The organism is Streptomyces sp. NPDC097595, assembly GCF_044761525.1.
Lineage (GTDB): Bacteria > Actinomycetota > Actinomycetes > Streptomycetales > Streptomycetaceae > Streptomyces > Streptomyces drozdowiczii_A.
Window position 1 is genome coordinate 14,101 of record NZ_JBIWCN010000019.1, and the last position, 16,654, is coordinate 30,754.

General features: G+C 72.7%; 15 protein-coding genes. 14 read left to right on the top strand and 1 reads right to left on the bottom strand.

The window, feature by feature from the left end; genetic code table 11:
- Positions 1-54 precede the first annotated feature (54 nt).
- The 9 genes from hrcA to ACIQZN_RS26290 all read left to right on the top strand — a co-directional run bounded on the left by hrcA (position 55) and on the right by ACIQZN_RS26290 (position 10,546).
- A complete protein-coding gene (hrcA, locus tag ACIQZN_RS26250; protein ID WP_018103247.1) occupies positions 55-1,071 on the top strand; it encodes a heat-inducible transcriptional repressor HrcA in 1,017 nt (338 codons plus the stop codon).
- A complete protein-coding gene (gene dnaJ / locus ACIQZN_RS26255; protein ID WP_403998564.1) occupies positions 1,072-2,208 on the top strand; it encodes a molecular chaperone DnaJ in 1,137 nt (378 codons plus the stop codon).
- A 109-nt stretch (positions 2,209-2,317) separates the two neighbouring features.
- Positions 2,318-3,391: a nitronate monooxygenase gene (locus tag ACIQZN_RS26260; RefSeq protein WP_403998567.1), complete on the top strand. Its 1,074-nt coding sequence runs from the start codon at positions 2,318-2,320 to the stop codon at positions 3,389-3,391.
- Positions 3,388-4,134: a 16S rRNA (uracil(1498)-N(3))-methyltransferase gene (locus ACIQZN_RS26265; RefSeq protein ID WP_403998570.1), complete on the top strand. Its 747-nt coding sequence runs from the start codon at positions 3,388-3,390 to the stop codon at positions 4,132-4,134. Before ACIQZN_RS26260 ends, ACIQZN_RS26265 begins: the two co-directional genes overlap by 4 nt.
- A gap of 192 nt (positions 4,135-4,326) precedes the next feature.
- A complete protein-coding gene (locus tag ACIQZN_RS26270; protein ID WP_403998935.1) occupies positions 4,327-4,737 on the top strand; it encodes a hypothetical protein in 411 nt (136 codons plus the stop codon).
- Between the two features lie 167 nt (positions 4,738-4,904).
- Complete coding sequence (locus ACIQZN_RS26275; RefSeq protein WP_403998574.1) at positions 4,905-8,078, top strand: S41 family peptidase; 3,174 nt, start codon at positions 4,905-4,907, stop codon at positions 8,076-8,078.
- Between the two features lie 179 nt (positions 8,079-8,257).
- Positions 8,258-8,617 carry a histidine triad nucleotide-binding protein gene (locus ACIQZN_RS26280; protein WP_403998577.1) on the top strand — a complete coding sequence of 120 codons (360 nt, stop codon included), beginning with the start codon at positions 8,258-8,260 and terminating at the stop codon, positions 8,615-8,617.
- Positions 8,617-9,525 (top strand): ribonuclease Z, encoded by a 909-nt coding sequence (locus ACIQZN_RS26285; RefSeq protein WP_403998938.1) that lies wholly within the window; start codon positions 8,617-8,619, stop codon positions 9,523-9,525. The genes ACIQZN_RS26280 and ACIQZN_RS26285 overlap by 1 nt, the downstream gene beginning before the upstream one ends.
- A 28-nt stretch (positions 9,526-9,553) precedes the next feature.
- Positions 9,554-10,546, top strand: a complete 993-nt coding sequence (locus ACIQZN_RS26290; RefSeq protein ID WP_403998580.1) for an adenosine deaminase — start codon at positions 9,554-9,556, stop codon at positions 10,544-10,546.
- Here the strand turns inward: ACIQZN_RS26290 and ACIQZN_RS26295 are convergent.
- Positions 10,510-11,871 carry an MFS transporter gene (locus ACIQZN_RS26295; RefSeq protein ID WP_403998583.1) on the bottom strand — a complete coding sequence of 454 codons (1,362 nt, stop codon included), beginning with the start codon at positions 11,869-11,871 and terminating at the stop codon, positions 10,510-10,512. The two genes, ACIQZN_RS26290 and ACIQZN_RS26295, sit on opposite strands and share 37 nt — an antisense overlap.
- Positions 11,872-12,180: 309 nt before the next feature.
- Here ACIQZN_RS26295 and ACIQZN_RS26300 point away from each other — a divergent pair, with 309 nt between their 5' ends.
- The 5 genes from ACIQZN_RS26300 to ACIQZN_RS26320 all read left to right on the top strand — a co-directional run bounded on the left by ACIQZN_RS26300 (position 12,181) and on the right by ACIQZN_RS26320 (position 16,610).
- Positions 12,181-13,287, top strand: coding sequence for a PfkB family carbohydrate kinase (locus tag ACIQZN_RS26300; protein WP_403998586.1), 1,107 nt, complete (start codon positions 12,181-12,183; stop codon positions 13,285-13,287).
- A 121-nt stretch (positions 13,288-13,408) separates the two neighbouring features.
- The gene (locus ACIQZN_RS26305) at positions 13,409-14,461 is read left to right on the top strand and encodes a PhoH family protein (protein ID WP_393767698.1); all 1,053 of its coding nucleotides are present in this window, start codon (positions 13,409-13,411) and stop codon (positions 14,459-14,461) included.
- Positions 14,462-14,470: 9 nt separating this feature from the next.
- Positions 14,471-14,968: an rRNA maturation RNase YbeY gene (gene ybeY, locus ACIQZN_RS26310; protein WP_391265145.1), complete on the top strand. Its 498-nt coding sequence runs from the start codon at positions 14,471-14,473 to the stop codon at positions 14,966-14,968.
- The gene (locus ACIQZN_RS26315; protein ID WP_403998590.1) at positions 14,965-16,260 is read left to right on the top strand and encodes a hemolysin family protein; all 1,296 of its coding nucleotides are present in this window, start codon (positions 14,965-14,967) and stop codon (positions 16,258-16,260) included. Before ybeY ends, ACIQZN_RS26315 begins: the two co-directional genes overlap by 4 nt.
- Positions 16,257-16,610, top strand: coding sequence for an MmcQ/YjbR family DNA-binding protein (locus ACIQZN_RS26320; protein ID WP_403998593.1), 354 nt, complete (start codon positions 16,257-16,259; stop codon positions 16,608-16,610). Before ACIQZN_RS26315 ends, ACIQZN_RS26320 begins: the two co-directional genes overlap by 4 nt.
- Positions 16,611-16,654: the final 44 nt, after the last annotated feature.

The following is a 16,654-nucleotide window of genomic DNA, read 5'->3' on the forward strand; positions in this document are numbered from 1 at the left end:
AATCCCGGGAACGGCCCGGGAACGCCGACGTGGACAGCTGGAGGTGTGCGCGCGATGCTCAGCGAACGCAGACTCGAAGTGCTGCGCGCGATCGTCCAGGACTACGTCGGGACCGAGGAGCCCGTCGGCTCCAAGGCGCTCACGGAGCGGCACAAGCTGGGGGTCTCCCCGGCGACCGTCCGCAACGACATGGCGGTGCTGGAGGAGGAGGGCTTCATCGCCCAGCCCCACACCAGCGCCGGGCGCATCCCGACGGACAAGGGCTACCGGCTCTTCGTGGACAAGCTGGCGGGCGTCAAGCCCCTCTCGTCCCCCGAGCGCCGCGCCATTCAGAACTTCCTCGACGGCGCGGTCGACCTGGACGACGTCGTGGGCCGCACCGTACGGCTGCTCGCGCAGCTGACCCGGCAGGTCGCCGTCGTGCAGTACCCCTCGCTGACCCGTTCGACGGTGCGGCATGTGGAACTGCTGTCCCTGGCCCCGGCGCGGCTGATGCTCGTGCTGATCACGGACACCGGACGGGTCGAACAGCGGCTGGTGGACTGCCCGGCGCCGTTCGGCGAGACCTCGCTCGCCGATCTGCGGGCCCGGCTCAACAGCCGGGTGGTGGGGCGCCGGTTCGCGGACGTCCCGCAGCTGGTGCAGGACCTGCCGGAATCCTTCGAGAGCGAGGACCGGGGAACCGTGTCCACCGTCCTCTCGATCCTGCTCGAAACGCTTGTCGAGGAGACGGAGGAGCGGCTGATGATCGGCGGCACCTCCAACCTCACCCGCTTCGGACACGACTTCCCTGTGATGATCCGGCCGGTGCTGGAAGCACTGGAGGAACAGGTCGTGCTGCTGAAGCTGCTCGGCGAGGCCAAGGACTCGGGCATGACCGTACGCATCGGGCACGAGAACGCCCACGAGGGCCTCAACTCCACGTCCGTCGTCGCGGTCGGCTACGGTTCGGGCGACGAGGCAGTCGCCAAACTCGGCGTGGTCGGACCGACCCGCATGGACTACCCCGGAACGATGGGAGCGGTACGCGCAGTGGCACGTTACGTCGGACAGATCCTGGCGGAGTCGTAAGTGGCCACGGACTACTACGCCGTACTCGGCGTGCGCCGCGACGCTTCCCAGGACGAGATCAAGAAGGCATTCCGGAGGCTCGCCCGCGAGCTGCACCCGGATGTGAACCCCGATCCGAAGACCCAGGAGCGGTTCAAGGAGATCAACGCCGCTTACGAGGTCCTCTCGGACGCGCAGAAAAAGCAGGTCTACGACCTCGGCGGAGACCCGCTCTCGCAGTCCGGCGGCGCCGGCGCGGGCGGCTTCGGCCAGGGCGGCTTCGGCAACTTCTCGGACATCATGGACGCGTTCTTCGGTACGTCGTCGCAGCGCGGGCCCCGCTCGCGCACCCGGCGCGGCCAGGACGCCATGATCCGGCTGGAGATCGACCTCTCCGAGGCGGCCTTCGGCACCACCAAGGACCTCCAGGTCGACACCGCCGTCGTCTGCACCACGTGCAGCGGCGAGGGCGCGGCCCCCGGCACCTCGGCGCAGACCTGCGACATGTGCCGCGGCCGCGGTGAGGTCTCCCAGGTCACCCGGTCCTTCCTCGGCCAGGTCATGACCTCCCGTCCCTGCCCGCAGTGCCAGGGCTTCGGTACGGTCGTGCCGACCCCGTGCCCGGAGTGCGCCGGCGACGGCCGCATCCGCTCGCGGCGCACGCTGACCGTGAAGATCCCCGCCGGTGTCGACAACGGCACCCGCATCCAGCTCGCGGGCGAGGGCGAGGTCGGCCCCGGCGGCGGCCCCGCCGGCGACCTCTACGTCGAGATCCACGAGCTGCCGCACGCGGTCTTCCAGCGCCGTGGCGACGACCTGCACTGCACGGTCACCATCCCCATGACGGCGGCGGCCCTCGGCACCAAGGTGCCGCTGGAGACGCTGGACGGCCTGGAGGAGGTCGACATCCGGCCGGGCACCCAGTCCGGCCAGTCCGTCCCGCTGCACGGGCGCGGCATCACCCACCTGCGGGGCGGGGGACGCGGCGACCTCATCGTGCACGTCGAGGTGACCACCCCGATGAAGCTGGACCCCGAGCAGGAACGCCTCCTGCGCGAACTGTCCAAGCTGCGCGGCGAGGAGCGGCCCACCGGCCAGTTCCAGCCGGGCCAGCAGGGCCTGTTCTCCCGCCTGAAGGACGCCTTCAACGGCCGCTGACGGCACCTGTCCACGCGGTACGGACCCGGCCTCCGGGCCCGTACCGCGCCGTCGCACGCTGTCGCGGGGCGGGCATCACGGGACAGGAAGGACATGACACGATGCGGTCATGCCCTCCGCGCTGACCGCTCTCTGCCGGTATCCCCTCGTGCAGGCCCCCATGGCCGGCGGTCCGTCCTGCCCGCAGCTCGCCGCCGCCGTCTCCGAGGCCGGCGCGCTGGGCTTCCTGGCCGGTGGATACAAGACGGCGGACGCCCTGCGCGACGAGATCCGGCAGGTGCGCGCCCTGACGGGGCAGCCCTTCGGCGTCAACCTCTTCATGCCGCAGTGCGAACCGGCGGACCCCGCCGCGCTGGCGGACTACCGCCGCCGGCTCGCGGGCGAGGTGGGCCGTTACGAGACCGGGCTCGGCGACCCGGACGTCCCCGGCGACGACGGTTACGAGGACAAGCTCGCCGTCCTCCTCGACTCCCCGGTCCCGGTCGTCTCCTTCACCTTCGGCTGCCCCTCGCGCGACACGCTCGACGCGTTCGCGGCCGCCGGTACGTACACCGTCGTCACGGTCACCTCGCCGGAGGAGGCCCAGGCCGCCGAGTGGGCCGGGGCCGACGCCGTCTGCGCCCAGGGCACCGAGGCGGGCGGGCACCGCTCCACGTTCCAGGACGACCCGGCGACCGAGGACGGCGGGACCGGGCTGCTGAGCCTGGTCGCCCAGGTCCGCGAGACCGTGCAGATACCGGTCGTCGCCGCCGGCGGCCTGATGCGCGGCGCCCAGATCGCCGCCGTCCTCGCGGCGGGCGCCGACGCCGCCCAGCTCGGCACCGCCTTCCTGGCCTGCCCGGAGTCCGGCGCCCACGTCCTGCACAAACAGGCCCTGACCAACCCGCTGTTCGTCCGGACCACCCTGACCAGGGCGTTCTCCGGTCGCCCGGCACGCGGCCTGGTCAACCGCTTCGTGCGCGAGCACGGCCCGTACGCCCCCGCCGCCTACCCCCAGGTCCACCACATGACCTCGGTGCTGCGCAAGGCCGCCGCCCGCGTCGGGGACGCCCAGGGCATGGCGCTGTGGGCCGGGCAGGGCCACCGGATGGCCCGCGAGCTGCCCGCCGGCCGGCTGGTCCGGCTGCTCGCCGAGGAACTGGACGCCGCACGGACGGCAGTGAGCACAAGGAGCGCACAGTGACGGCACCCGTCTTCGTCGTCGAACAGCTGCCGGACGTAACGGAGTTCGTCCTCGACGGCCCCGAGGGACGCCACGCCGTCTCCGTGAAGCGCCTGCGCACCGGCGAGGAGGTCGTCCTCACGGACGGCCGCGGCCGGTGGGCCCAGGGCCTCGTGCGCGCCGCCGAGGGCAAGGACCGGCTGGTCGTCGGCGACCTGGCCCCGGTGCACGAGGAGTCGCGTCCCGCGCTGCGGATCACCGTCGTCCAGGCCCTGCCCAAGGGGGACCGGGGCGAGGTCGCCGTGGAGACGATGACCGAGACCGGCGTCGACGCGGTGGTCCCGTGGCAGGCGGCGCGCTGCATCACCCAGTGGAAGGGCGACCGGGGCCTCAAGTCCCTGGCCAAATGGCGCGCCACGGCCCGGGAGGCCGGCAAGCAGTCGCGCCGGGTGCTGTTCCCGGACGTGGCGGACCTGGCCACCACCAAGCAGGTCGCCGGCCTCCTCGCCGCGGCGGACTTCGCGGCCGTCCTGCACGAGGACCGCGACTACCCGAGCGACCCGCTGGCCACCGTCGCGCTGCCCGAGGAGGGCGAGATCGTGCTGGTCGTCGGCCCCGAGGGCGGCGTGTCCCCGGACGAGCTGACCGCGTTCGCCGCCGCCGGCGCCCGCACCTGCCGCCTCGGCCCCACGGTCCTGCGCACCTCCACGGCGGGCACCGCGGCGACGGCACTGCTCCTGGGACGCACGGGGCGCTGGTCGTAAACCGTCCTCGATGGGGTGGTTGTGCCCGGAAGCGGTCTACCGCGCCGTCAGGCGGGGTGGGAAGCTGCCCGTATGGGGACATCAAGGGCAGGGGGCCGTCGCGCGGCCCGTCGTTTTCCGGCCGCGTTCTGCCTCGCCGCGGCCGCCGTCACCGGGCTCACCGCCTGTGAACCGGCCGATGGCGCGGGCGCGTTGAACACCGCGTCCGTCGCCTTCACCACCGACCGGACTGCCACCCGCGCCCTGGAGCACGAAGGCGTCCAGGTCCGCTGGCTGACCTGCACCGCCTCGCTCGACGGGGACGGCGCCACCCGCTCGGGGGCGCCCTCCGCCACGCGCCGGACGGCCGAGGTCCACTGCGACGGCAAGACGAAGTCCGGCGGGGACATCGCGCTGGACGGGCAGGTCACCTACGCGGTCGAAGGCCGGTGCGTACGCGGGGACATGACCGCGAAGACCGGTGGGCGCGCCGTCTTCCGGGCCACCCTGCTCGGCGACTGCACCGCCCCGGCCACGACCGCGCCGCCCGCTGGAACCCCGGGCCGGGGCAACGGCCCGACCGCCACCGTGACGGTGACGGTCACCGCCTACCCCGGCAAGTAGCGGCGTCACCGGGGCGGTTGGCCGATTCTCCGGTCCGCCCGCCCCGGGGGCACGCCCGCGACGTGTGACGTACTCCCGCCAACCCCGTGCCACCAGGCACACCAGCGGCCTAGGGTGATCGTGTGACACAGCCTTCCTACCTCCGGTACCCCCATGTCCAAGGTGACTTGATCGCCTTCACCGCCGAGGACGACGTCTGGCTCGCCCCACTCGACGGCGGCCGGGCGTGGCGGGTCAGCGCAGACAACCGTCCCGTCACCCAGCCGCGCATATCTCCCGACGGCACCCTCGTCGCCTGGACGTCCACCCGCGACGGGGCGCCCGAGGTCCACCTCGCCCCCGCCGACGGCGGGCCCTCCCGGCGGCTCACCCACTGGGGCGACGCCCGCACCACCGTGCGCGGCTGGACCCCCGAAGGCGACGTACTCGTCACCAGCACCCAGGGCCAGGTCTCGCTGCGCCGCAGCTGGGCCCGGGCCGTCCCGGTCGACGGCGGTCCCGCGCGGACCCTCCCGTACGGCCCCGTCGGCTCCCTCGCGTACGGGCCGGGCGGACGCGTCCTGCTGCTCTCGGCCACCATGGGCCGCGAGGCCGCCTCCTGGAAGCGCTACCGGGGCGGCACGGCCGGCAAGCTCTGGATCGCGGCCGAGGACGACCCGCTGGAGTTCGCCCGTATCCACGAGGACCTCGACGGCAACATCGAGTGCCCGATGTGGGTGGGGGAGCGCATCGCGTTCCTCTCCGACCACGAGGGCACCGGCGCCCTCTACTCCTCGCTGCCCGACGGCACCGGCCTGCGCCGGCACACCCCCGTCGACGGCTTCTACGCCCGGCAGGCCACCACCGACGGCACCCGGGTCGCCTACGCCTCCGCCGGTGAACTCTGGCTCCTGGACAGCCTGGAGAGCGACGGGCCCCGCCGCGTCGAGATCCGGCTCGGCGGCCAGCGCGCCGACCTCCAGCCCTACCCGCTGCACGCCGACAGCCACCTGGCCGGCGCCTCGCCCGACCGCACCGGCCGGGGCAGCGCCGTCCTGTCGCGGGGCGCCGTCCACTGGGTCACCCACCGCGAGGGCCCGGCCCGCGCGCTCGCCGCCGAGCCCGGTGTACGGGCCAGGCTGCCGCGCACCTTCCAGGCCGACGGCGACCAGCACGTCGTCTGGGTCACCGACGCCGAGGGCGACGACGCGCTGGAGATCGCCCCCGCCACCGGTACCGCCCCCGGCGCCACGCCCCGCCGCCTCGCGGCCGGCCGACTGGGCCGCGTCCTGGACCTCGCCCCCGCCCCCGACGGCAGCCGGTTCGCGGTCGCCGCGCACGACGGGCGGGTGCTGATCGTCGAGCGGGAGAGCGGCGAGATCCACGAGGTGGACCGCAGCGAGAACGGCGACGCCTCCGGGCTCGCCTGGTCGCCCGACTCCGCCTGGCTCGCCTGGTCGCACCCCGGCCCCGAGCCGCTCAGCCAGCTCAAGCTGGCCCACATCGCCGACCTGTCGGTCTCCGAGGCGACCCCGCTGCGGTTCCGGGACTTCGCGCCCGCCTTCACCGCCGACGGAAAGCACCTCGCCTTCCTCTCCGAGCGCGCCTTCGACCCGATCTACGACGCCCACGTATTCGACATGGCGTTCATCGGCTCCTGCCGGCCCCACCTGCTCACCCTCGCGGCCACCACGCCCTCCCCGTTCGGACCGCAGTTGCACGGCCGGCCCACGGAGAAGGAGAAGGGCGGCGACGGCGAGGACAACCCGACCGCGCTCCCCATCACCCGCATCGACCTGGACGGCCTCGCCGACCGGATCGTGCCCCTTCCCGTCGAGGCCGGCGTCTACTCCTCGCTGCGCACCGCGCGGGACGGGCTGCTCTGGCTGCGCCACCCGCTCACCGGAGTCCTCGGCACCAGCGGGGCCGGTCCGGACGCCCGCCGCCCGGACACCGTCCTGGAGCGGTACGACCTGGAGAAGCTGCGCTGCGAGGAGCTGTCCTCGGACGTCAGCCGTTTCGCGGTCAGCGGTGACGGGAAGCGGCTGGCGATCGTCCACCACGGCAAGCTGTCCGTCGTCCCCTCCGACAGCCGGGTGCCCGCGGGCGACGACGACCACGACGACGCCGTCACCGTCGACCTCTCCCGCATCCGCCGCACCCTCGACCCGGCCGCCGAGTGGCGCCAGATGTACGACGAGGCCGGGCGCGTCATGCGGGACAACTTCTGGCGCCCCGACATGGGCGGCGTCGACTGGTCCGGGGTCCTCGACCGCTACCGCCCGGTCCTGGAGCGCGTCGCGACCCACGACGACCTCATGGACCTGCTCTGGGAGGTCCAGGGCGAGCTGGGCACCTCGCACGCCTACGTCACCCCGCCCGGCGGGTGGCGCGACGACGCGGCCCGGCAGGGGCTGCTCGGGGCGGACCTCTCGCGCGCGGAGGACGGCAGCTGGCGCGTCGACCGCGTGCTGCCCTCCGAGACGTCGGACCCGGCCGCCCGCTCGCCGCTCGCCGCGCCGGGTGTGGCGGTCCGGGCCGGCGACGCGATCCTGGCCGTCGACGGGCACCCGGTCGATCCGCTGACCGGGCCCGCGCCGCTGCTCACCGGCTCGGCCGGCAAGCCCGTCGAGCTGACGGTGTCCCCGGCGGACGGGGGCGACCGGCGCCATGTCGTCGTCGTGCCCGTCGCCGACGAGGAGGCCCTGCGCTACCACGCGTGGGTCGCCGACCGGCGGGCGTACGTGCACGAGCGGTCCGGGGGGCGCCTCGGCTACCTCCACGTCCCCGACATGGTCGGCGGCGGCTGGGCCCAGATCCACCGCGACCTGCGGACCGAGATGGCGCGCGAGGGCCTGGTCGTGGACGTCCGGGAGAACCGGGGCGGCCACACCTCGCAGCTCGTGGTCGAGAAGCTGGCCCGCCGCATCGTGGGCTGGGACCTGCCGCGCAACATGCAGCCGTACAGCTACCCGGGCGACGCGCCGCGCGGGCCGGTGGTGGCCGTGGCGAACGAGTTCTCCGGGTCGGACGGCGACATCGTGAACGCGGCGATCAAGGCGCTGAAGATCGGGCCCGTGGTCGGGGTCCGGACGTGGGGCGGCGTGGTCGGCATCGACAGCCGGTACCGGCTGGTCGACGGGACGCTGGTCACGCAGCCGAAGTACGCGTTCTGGCTGGAGGGGTACGGGTGGGGCGTCGAGAACCATGGCGTGGACCCGGATGTGGAGGTCGTGATGACGCCTCGGGACCACGCGGAGGGACGTGATCCCCAGCTGGACGAGGCGATCCGTCTGGCGCTGGAGTCGCTGGAGCGGACGCCGGCGAAGGCGGCACCGGAGCTGCCGGGGCTGTCGGACTAGGGGGCCTGCGGGGTTCGGGGCTCTGCCCCGGACCCCGCGACTCAAACGCCGGCGAGGCTGGAGGTGGCCGCGCGGCAAAATCAAGCCCCTCCGGCGATTGAGGAGCGGGGGTACGGGGGCAGAGCCCCCGATAGGCTGGGCCGCAACGGATCACCCGAGCTCAAGGAGCGCGTAAGCGAATGGCAGGAGAACCGCAGCCCGACTGCCTGTTCTGCAAGATCGTCTCGGGCGAGATCCCGGCCACCATCGTCCGCGAGACCGACACCACCGTCGCGTTCCGCGACATCAACCCCCAGGCGCCGACGCACGTCCTCGTCATCCCGCGCCTGCACTACCCGGACGCCGCATCCCTCGGCGCCGCCGAACCGCAGGTGCTCGCCGACGTGCTGTGCGAGGCGGGCAACGTCGCCGCCGGCGACAAGATCGACCAGACCGGCTACCGGGTCGTGTTCAACACCGGCGCCGGCGCCGGCCAGACCGTGTTCCACGCCCACGCGCACGTCCTGGGCGGCCGGGGCCTGGAATGGCCGCCCGGATAATGTCCGCCCGTGAACTCGTCGTGCTCGGGACCGCCAGCCAGGTCCCGACACGGCACCGGAACCACAACGGCTATCTGCTGCGCTGGGACGGCGAGGGCATCCTCTTCGACCCCGGCGAGGGCACCCAGCGCCAGATGCTGCGGGCCGGGGTCGCCGCGCACGACATCAACCGCATCTGCGTCACGCACTTCCACGGCGACCACTCGCTCGGCCTGGCCGGGGTGATCCAGCGGATCAACCTCGACCAGGTCCCGCACCCGGTGACCGCCCACTACCCGGCGAGCGGGCAGCGCTTCTTCGACCGGCTGCGGTACGCCACCGCCTACCGCGAGACCGTGAAGCTGGCCGAGGCCCCCGTCGCCGCCGACGGACCACTGGCCACCACCGCCGCGTACACCCTCGACAGCCACCGGCTCTCGCACCCCGTCGAGTCGTACGGCTACCGGCTCACCGAGCCCGACGGGCGGCGGATGCTGCCCGCGAAGCTCGCCGAGCACGGCATCAAGGGGCCGGACGTCGGACGCCTCCAGCGCGAGGGCGCCCTCGGCGGGATCACGCTCGCCGACGTGTCCGAGCCCAGGCGCGGACAGCGGTTCGCGTTCATCATGGACACCAGGCTCTGCGACGGGGTGTACACCCTCGCCGAGGGCTGCGACCTGCTGGTCATCGAGTCGACCTTCCTCGACGCGGACCGGAAGCTGGCCGCCGACCACGGCCATCTGACCGCCTCCCAGGCGGCCCGGGTCGCCCGGGAGGCGGGCGTACGGCACCTCGTCCTGACGCACTTCTCCCAGCGCTATCCGGAACCGGAGGCGTTCGAGGCCGAGGCCCGGGCGGCCGGTTACGAGGGCGAGCTCACCGTCGCCCAGGACCTCATGCGCGTACCGGTTCCGAGCCGGCACCCGTAGCACCACCCCGAGAACGATTGAGATCACCGTGCACCTCCCCAAAGCCGAACTCCACCTCCACATCGAGGGGACCCTCGAACCGGAACTGGCCTTCGCGCTCGCCGCGCGCAACGGCGTGACCCTGCCGTACGCGGACACCGAAGCCCTGCGCACCGCGTACCTCTTCGAGGACCTCCAGAGCTTCCTGGACCTCTACTACGCCCTGATGGCCGTGCTGCGGACCGAGGACGACTTCACCGAGCTCGCCGACGCCTACCTCACCCGGGCCGCCGCCCAGGGCGTCCGCCACGCCGAGATCTTCTTCGACCCGCAGGCCCACACCGCGCGCGGCGTGCCCCTCGGCACCGTCGTGGAGGGCCTGGGCCGGGCGCTGGAGCGCAGCGAGGAGAAGCACGGCATCTCCACCCAGCTGATCATGTGCTTCCTGCGCGACCAGTCCGCCGAATCGGCCCTGGAGACCCTGGAGGCCGCCCGGCCGCACCTGCACCGGATCAGTGCCGTCGGCCTGGACTCCGCCGAGGTCGGCCACCCGCCCGTGAAGTTCCGCGAGGTGTACGAGAGGGCCGGGGAGCTCGGTCTGCGCAAGGTCGCCCACGCGGGGGAGGAGGGGCCGCCCTCCTACATCCGCGAGGCGCTCGACGTCCTCGGCGTGGAGCGGATCGACCACGGGCTGCGCTGCATGGAGGACCCGGACCTGGTGAAGCGGCTGGTCGCGGAGCGCGTACCGCTCACGCTCTGCCCGCTGTCCAACGTACGGCTGCGCGCGATCGACACCCTGGAACAGCACCCGCTGCCCGCCATGCTGGAGGCCGGGCTGCTCTGCACGGTGAACTCCGACGACCCCGCCTACTTCGGCGGGTACGTCGGAGACACCTTCCACGCCGTCCACGAAGCGCTCGGCCTGGACCGCGAGCAGCTGCGCACCCTGGCCCGCAACAGCTTCCAGGCTGCCTTCCTCGACCACGACGAGGAGCGCAGGGCGCGCTACCTGTCCGAGGTCGAGGCGTACGCGTTCGACTGACCGCCCTCCGGGCCGGCCGTCCGGAACGCGTTCCTGCCGAGGCGCCTGCGGCGCAGGGCCGGGATGCTGATCTCCGCGACGGCCTGCTCGGGCGCGCCCAGCTTGGGCACCGCCCCGGGCACCGCACCCGTGGTGACCGCGAGCAGGGCCGCCGGCGCACCGCCACGGCGGCGTACCGAACCGGGCACCAGCGGACGGCCGCCGACGTGCAGGGCCACCGCGGTCACCGGGAGCGCTATCAGCAGGGTCGTCACGCCCAGGACCAGGCCCATCCCCGGGTAGCCGGCCGCCTCCGAGAGCACACTGCCGAGCACCGGCCCGCAGGCGACACCCACGGACGAGGCGGAGCCCGCGAGGACCGCCCAGCGGCCGCGTACGTCCAGGGAGGCGGCGAGACCGATCAGATACGACAGGACCACCGGGTAGACGGTGTTCCACAGGATCTCGCCGGTCGCGAAGGAGCCCAGGCTCCCGGCGGACGAGCTGAGCACGATGCTCCCCGCGATGACGGCGGTGCCCACCCCGATCGGGACCGCGCGCCCCAGCTTCGAGCCCAGCACCCCGGCGCCCATCACACCGAGCAGCCCGGCGCCGAGCGCGGCCGCGAAGACGGCGCCGATCGTCACCTCGGACAGCCCGACCTGGTCCACGCCGATCCGGCTGCTCACGCCCCACAGCGCGTTCTGCGCCATCGACCAGATGAGCATCCCGCCCGCGAGCACCAGTCCGGAGCGGCGGTGCGGCAGCCGGCCCTTCGCGGGGACGGCCGGTCCGGCCTGGTCCTCGCGCGCGGAGCCGTCGAGCCGGGAGGTGGCCGGCCAGACCAGGAGCGCGACCAGGGCGATCGAGGCGAACGGCAGCCGGTGGCCGCCGCCCAGGTGCGGGACCGTCAGATACAGGGCGCCCGCGGTCGCCGACACGCTCAGCAGGCCCAGGGACGAGGTGCGGTGCGGGTCGCTCTGGGCGGCGATGCCCGCCGCGGCGACGGCGGTCGCCGTACCGGAGCCGAAGCCGCCGACCACCGCGCCCGCGACCACCAGCGGCACGGTGCCAGCCAGCGCCGCGCAGCCGTACCCCACCACGCACAGGATCAGTCCCACGCGCGCCGGTCTGCACGGCCCGTACGTCTCCACGCGTCCCGCCAGGGAGAAGCCGGCGGAGGCCGAGCTCAGCAGCAGCGCGCTGCCGACGAGCCCGGCCTGAGCCGTGCTGAGGCCCAGATAGACGGAGAGCCGTCCCACGATGGTGGGGAGGAGGTAGGCGGCGAGGTAACCGGCGGTGAACACGGCGACCAGGGGCCACGCGGCGCGAGGGCGCGAGGACATGGGCGTTCCTGAAGACATGCCAGAAGAGGCAGGAGGGAGGGGGGAAATACGAGAAATCAGAGAAATCGGCGCTTCCGTCGGGTACGTCTCCAACGGTGCTCGCGGGCCAATTTGTATCAAGTGCCCCCGGCCCACCGAAAGCCGGAGTTCTGTGATCTGGGCCACTTTTGTGTTTATGCAGTTCGCGGGTGGGTAATCGCGCATGTTTATGCAGGTCAGCGCCCGTGAACACACGCGCGGCGCGCACTCGTCCATCAGCGCCGCGTTTCGGGCACACTGGCCGCAACCGCCACGACCGGGGAGTGCAAGGTGAGCGCTGACATTCCGCAGATCGACCCGCTGGACGGGCTGCGCGCCCCGCAGGACCCCGACTGCGACGTCTTCCTCACCGGCACGGTCTTCCTGGACATCATCTTCACCGGCCTGGACAGCGCCCCCGTGCGGGGCACCGAGTCCTGGGCGCGCGGCATGGGTTCCAGCCCCGGCGGCGTCGCCAACATGGCCACCGCCCTGGCCCGCCTCGGTCTGCGCACCTCCCTGGCCGCCGCGTTCGGCGACGACCACTACGGCGAGTACTGCTGGGACGCGCTCGAACAGGGCGAGGGCATCGACCTCTCCCGCTCGCACACCGTCCGCGGCTGGCACTCCCCGGTGACCGTCTCCATGGCGTACGAGGGCGAGCGGACGATGGTCTCGCACGGCCACGAGGCCCCGTCGCTCCCCACCACCGCCTCGCCCGAGGCCCCCGCCTTCCCCCGCTGCCCGCCCAGGGCCCGGGCCGCCGTCACCTCACTCGTCCCGGGCCGCACCGAACCCTGGGTCGCCGAGGCCGCCCGCCGGGGGGCCCTGATCTTCGGGGACGTCGGCTGGGACGAGACCGGGCGCTGGGACCTGGACGCCCTCAGCGGCCTGGAGCACTGCCACGCCTTCCTGCCCAACGCCGAGGAGGCGATGCGCTACACCCGCACCGACTGCCCCCGGGCCGCCGCGCACGCCCTCGCCGAACGCGTACCGCTCGCCGTCGTCACCCTGGGCTCCGAGGGCGCCTACGCGGTCGACGCCGCCACCGGTACCGCCGCCGAGGTCCCGGCCATCGAGGTCGAGGCGCTGGACCCGACCGGCGCCGGCGATGTCTTCGTGGCCGGCTTCGTCACCGGCACCCTGGCCGGCTGGCCCCTCGCCGACCGCCTCGCGTTCGCCGGGCTGACCGCCGCCCTCTCCGTCCAGGAGTTCGGCGGCTCGCTCTCGGCCCCCGGCTGGGCGGAGATCGCCGCCTGGTGGCAGCAGGTGCGCACCTGCGCCGGACAGGACCCGGCCGCGCTGCGGCGCTACGCCTTCCTGGACGAACTGCTGCCGGCCGCCGCCCGGCCCTGGCCGCTGCGCCGGGCCGTGCCGACGATCGGTTTCCGCGCCTGACCCCACTGCCCCGTAAAACCTCTGGTGTTGTCAGTACGGAGTCGTAGGCTTGAGGCACACGAGGTTTTCGAGCAGCGAGAACCCTGCAACAGGAGGTATGCGCAGGCCCGAGGGCCGGCCCATGACTCAGTCACCCACACAGCCGCAGGCGCGTGCCCACATCAGCATCCCGGCCGCTCACCCGATGGTGATGCTCCTGGGAGCGGGCGACTCGCTGCTGCGCGTGATCGAAGCGGCGTTCCCGGCGGCCGACATCCACGTCCGGGGAAATGACATAAGCGCGACGGGCGACGCGGCGGACATCGCCCTGATCCAGCGCCTGTTCGACGAGATGGTGCTGGTGCTCCGCACCGGGCAGCCGATGACGGAGGACGCCGTGGAACGGTCGATCGCGATGCTCAAGGCCACCGACAACGGCCAGGCGGACGGCACGGAGACCCCGGCCGAGGTGCTGACGCAGAACATCCTGTCCAGCCGGGGCCGCACGATCCGCCCCAAGACGCTCAACCAGAAGCGGTACGTCGACGCGATCGACAAGCACACGATCGTCTTCGGCATCGGCCCCGCCGGTACCGGCAAGACCTACCTGGCCATGGCCAAGGCGGTCCAGGCCCTCCAGTCCAAGCAGGTCAGCCGCATCATCCTGACCCGCCCGGCCGTCGAGGCGGGCGAGCGCCTGGGCTTCCTGCCCGGCACGCTGTTCGACAAGATCGACCCGTACCTGCGCCCGCTCTACGACGCCCTGCACGACATGCTCGACCCCGACTCGATCCCGCGCCTGATGGCCGCGGGCACGATCGAGGTGGCGCCCTTGGCTTATATGAGGGGCCGCACGCTCAATGACGCCTTCATCATCCTGGACGAGGCGCAGAACACCAGCGCCGAGCAGATGAAGATGTTCCTGACCCGGCTCGGCTTCGACTCCAAGATCGTCGTCACCGGTGACATCACCCAGGTCGACCTGCCGACGGGGACCAAGAGCGGTCTGCGCCAGGTGCAGGACATCCTGGAGGGCATCGACGACGTGCACTTCTCCCGCCTCACCTCCCAGGATGTCGTCCGGCACAAGCTGGTCGGCCGTATTGTCGACGCGTACGAGAAGTACGACAACAGCAAGGGCGAGCAGGACGGCGGGGGCCATCGGGGCCGCGGCCGTCACAACGGGAAGCAGTAGCAGCGCACCATGTCGATCGACGTCAACAACGAGTCCGGAACCGAGGTCGACGAGCAGGCGATCCTCGACATCGCCCGCTACGCGCTCGCGCGCATGCGGATCCACCCCCTCTCCGAACTCTCGGTGATCGTGGTGGACTCCGCGGCCATGGAGCAGCTGCACATCCAGTGGATGGACCTCCCGGGCCCGACCGATGTCATGTCCTTCCCGATGGACGAGCTGCGTCCGCCGGCCAAGGACGACGAGGAGCCCCCGCAGGGGCTCCTCGGTGACATCGTGCTCTGCCCCGAGGTCGCCAAGCGGCAGGGCGAGGAGGCCGAGACCCAGCACTCCATGGACGAGGAGCTCCAGCTGCTCACCGTCCACGGGGTGCTGCACCTGCTGGGCTACGACCACGAGGAGCCGGACGAGAAGGCCGAGATGTTCGGCCTCCAGGCGGCCATCGTGGACGGCTGGCGCGGTGAGCGCGGGCTGACCGGCCCGTCCCCCGCCCCGACCGTCTCGTGAGCCTGCCCCTGATCTCCGGCGTCGTCCTGCTGGTCGTCGTCGGCTGGCTGGCCGCCTGCGCCGAGGCGGGCATCGCCCGTACGTCGAGCTTCCGGGCCGCCGAGGCGGTCCGCTCGGGCCGCCGCGGCAGCGCCAAGCTGGAGCAGGTCGCGGCCGACCCGACGCGCTATCTCAACGTCGCCCTGCTGGTGCGGGTCGCCTGCGAGATGGCCGCCGGGGTGCTCGTCACGTACGCCTGCCTGAAGGAGTTCCCGGAGACCTGGGAGGCGCTGGCCGTCGCCATCGGTGTGATGGTCCTCGTCTCGTACGTCGCGATCGGCGTCTCCCCGCGCACCATCGGCCGCCAGCACCCGCTGAACACGGCGACCGCCTCGGCGTACGTGCTGCTGCCGCTGGCCCGGATCATGGGGCCCATCCCGCAGCTGCTGATCCTCATCGGCAACGCGCTGACCCCCGGCAAGGGATTCCGCAAGGGCCCGTTCGCCAGCGAGGCCGAGCTGCGGGCCATGGTGGACCTCGCCGAGCAGGAGTCGCTGATCGAGGACGAGGAGCGCCGCATGGTGCACTCCGTCTTCGAGCTCGGCGACACCCTGGTGCGCGAGGTGATGGTCCCGCGCACCGACCTCGTCTGCATCGAGCGCTACAAGACGATCCGTCAGGCTCTCACCCTCGCCCTGCGCTCCGGCTTCTCGCGCATCCCGGTCACCGGCGAGAACGAGGACGACGTGGTCGGGATCGTCTATCTGAAGGACCTGGTCCGCAAGACGCACATCAACCGGGAGTCGGAGGCCGACCCGGTCTCCACCGCGATGCGCCCGGCGTCGTTCGTGCCCGACACCAAGAACGCCGGAGATCTGCTGCGCGAGATGCAGCAGGAACGCAGCCACGTCGCCGTCGTCATCGACGAGTACGGCGGCACGGCGGGCATCGTCACCATCGAGGACATCCTGGAGGAGATCGTCGGCGAGATCACCGACGAGTACGACCGCGAGCTGCCGCCCGTCCAGGAGCTGGAGAACGGCTGCTTCCGGGTCACCGCCCGGCTCGACATCGGGGACCTCGGCGAGCTGTTCGGCCTCGACGAGTACGACGACGAGGACGTGGAGACGGTCGGCGGACTCCTCGCGAAGGCGCTGGGCCGGGTCCCGATCGCCGGCGCGTCCTCCGAGGTCGAACTGCCCGACGGGCGGCGGCTGCGGCTGACCGCGGAGTCCCCGGCGGGCCGGCGCAACAAGATCGTCACGGTGCTGGTGGAGCCGGTGGCTCCCGAGGAGGAGGAGACGCCGGAATGACCCCGCAGCAGCTGAGGGCCTTCTGCCTGAGCTTCAACGCGAGCGCCGAGGAGTTCCCGTTCGGGCCCGGGGCGTCCGTCTTCAAGGTGCTCGGCAAGATGTTCGCGCTCAGCGAGCTGGACGCCCGGCCGCTGACGGTGAACCTCAAGTGCGACCCCGACGAGGCGGTGCGGCTGCGCGAGGAGTACGAGGCGGTGGTGCCCGGCTGGCACATGAACAAGCGCCACTGGAACACCGTCACCGTCTCCGGACTGCCCGACGCGAAGCTGCGCGAGCTCATCGAGGACAGCTACGACCTGGTGGTGGCCGGGCTGCCGAAGGCGGAGCGGCTGCGGCTCGACCGCCCCTGAGGCAGACAGGCTCCAGGGCTCCCGCCCGCCCCGGTCCGCGCCGG

What these genes read in the sequence shown, in the direction of transcription:
- hrcA (WP_018103247.1), top strand. Translation starts at nt 55, where the DNA reads ATGCTCAGCGAACGCAGACTCGAAGTGCTGCGCGCGATCGTCCAGGAC.
- ACIQZN_RS26260 (WP_403998567.1), top strand. Translation starts at nt 2,318, where the DNA reads ATGCCCTCCGCGCTGACCGCTCTCTGCCGGTATCCCCTCGTGCAGGCC.
- ACIQZN_RS26280 (WP_403998577.1), top strand. Translation starts at nt 8,258, where the DNA reads ATGGCAGGAGAACCGCAGCCCGACTGCCTGTTCTGCAAGATCGTCTCG.
- ACIQZN_RS26285 (WP_403998938.1), top strand. Translation starts at nt 8,617, where the DNA reads ATGTCCGCCCGTGAACTCGTCGTGCTCGGGACCGCCAGCCAGGTCCCG.
- ACIQZN_RS26295 (WP_403998583.1), bottom strand. Translation starts at nt 11,871, where the DNA reads ATGTCCTCGCGCCCTCGCGCCGCGTGGCCCCTGGTCGCCGTGTTCACC.
- ACIQZN_RS26305 (WP_393767698.1), top strand. Translation starts at nt 13,409, where the DNA reads ATGACTCAGTCACCCACACAGCCGCAGGCGCGTGCCCACATCAGCATC.
- ybeY (WP_391265145.1), top strand. Translation starts at nt 14,471, where the DNA reads ATGTCGATCGACGTCAACAACGAGTCCGGAACCGAGGTCGACGAGCAG.
- ACIQZN_RS26320 (WP_403998593.1), top strand. Translation starts at nt 16,257, where the DNA reads ATGACCCCGCAGCAGCTGAGGGCCTTCTGCCTGAGCTTCAACGCGAGC.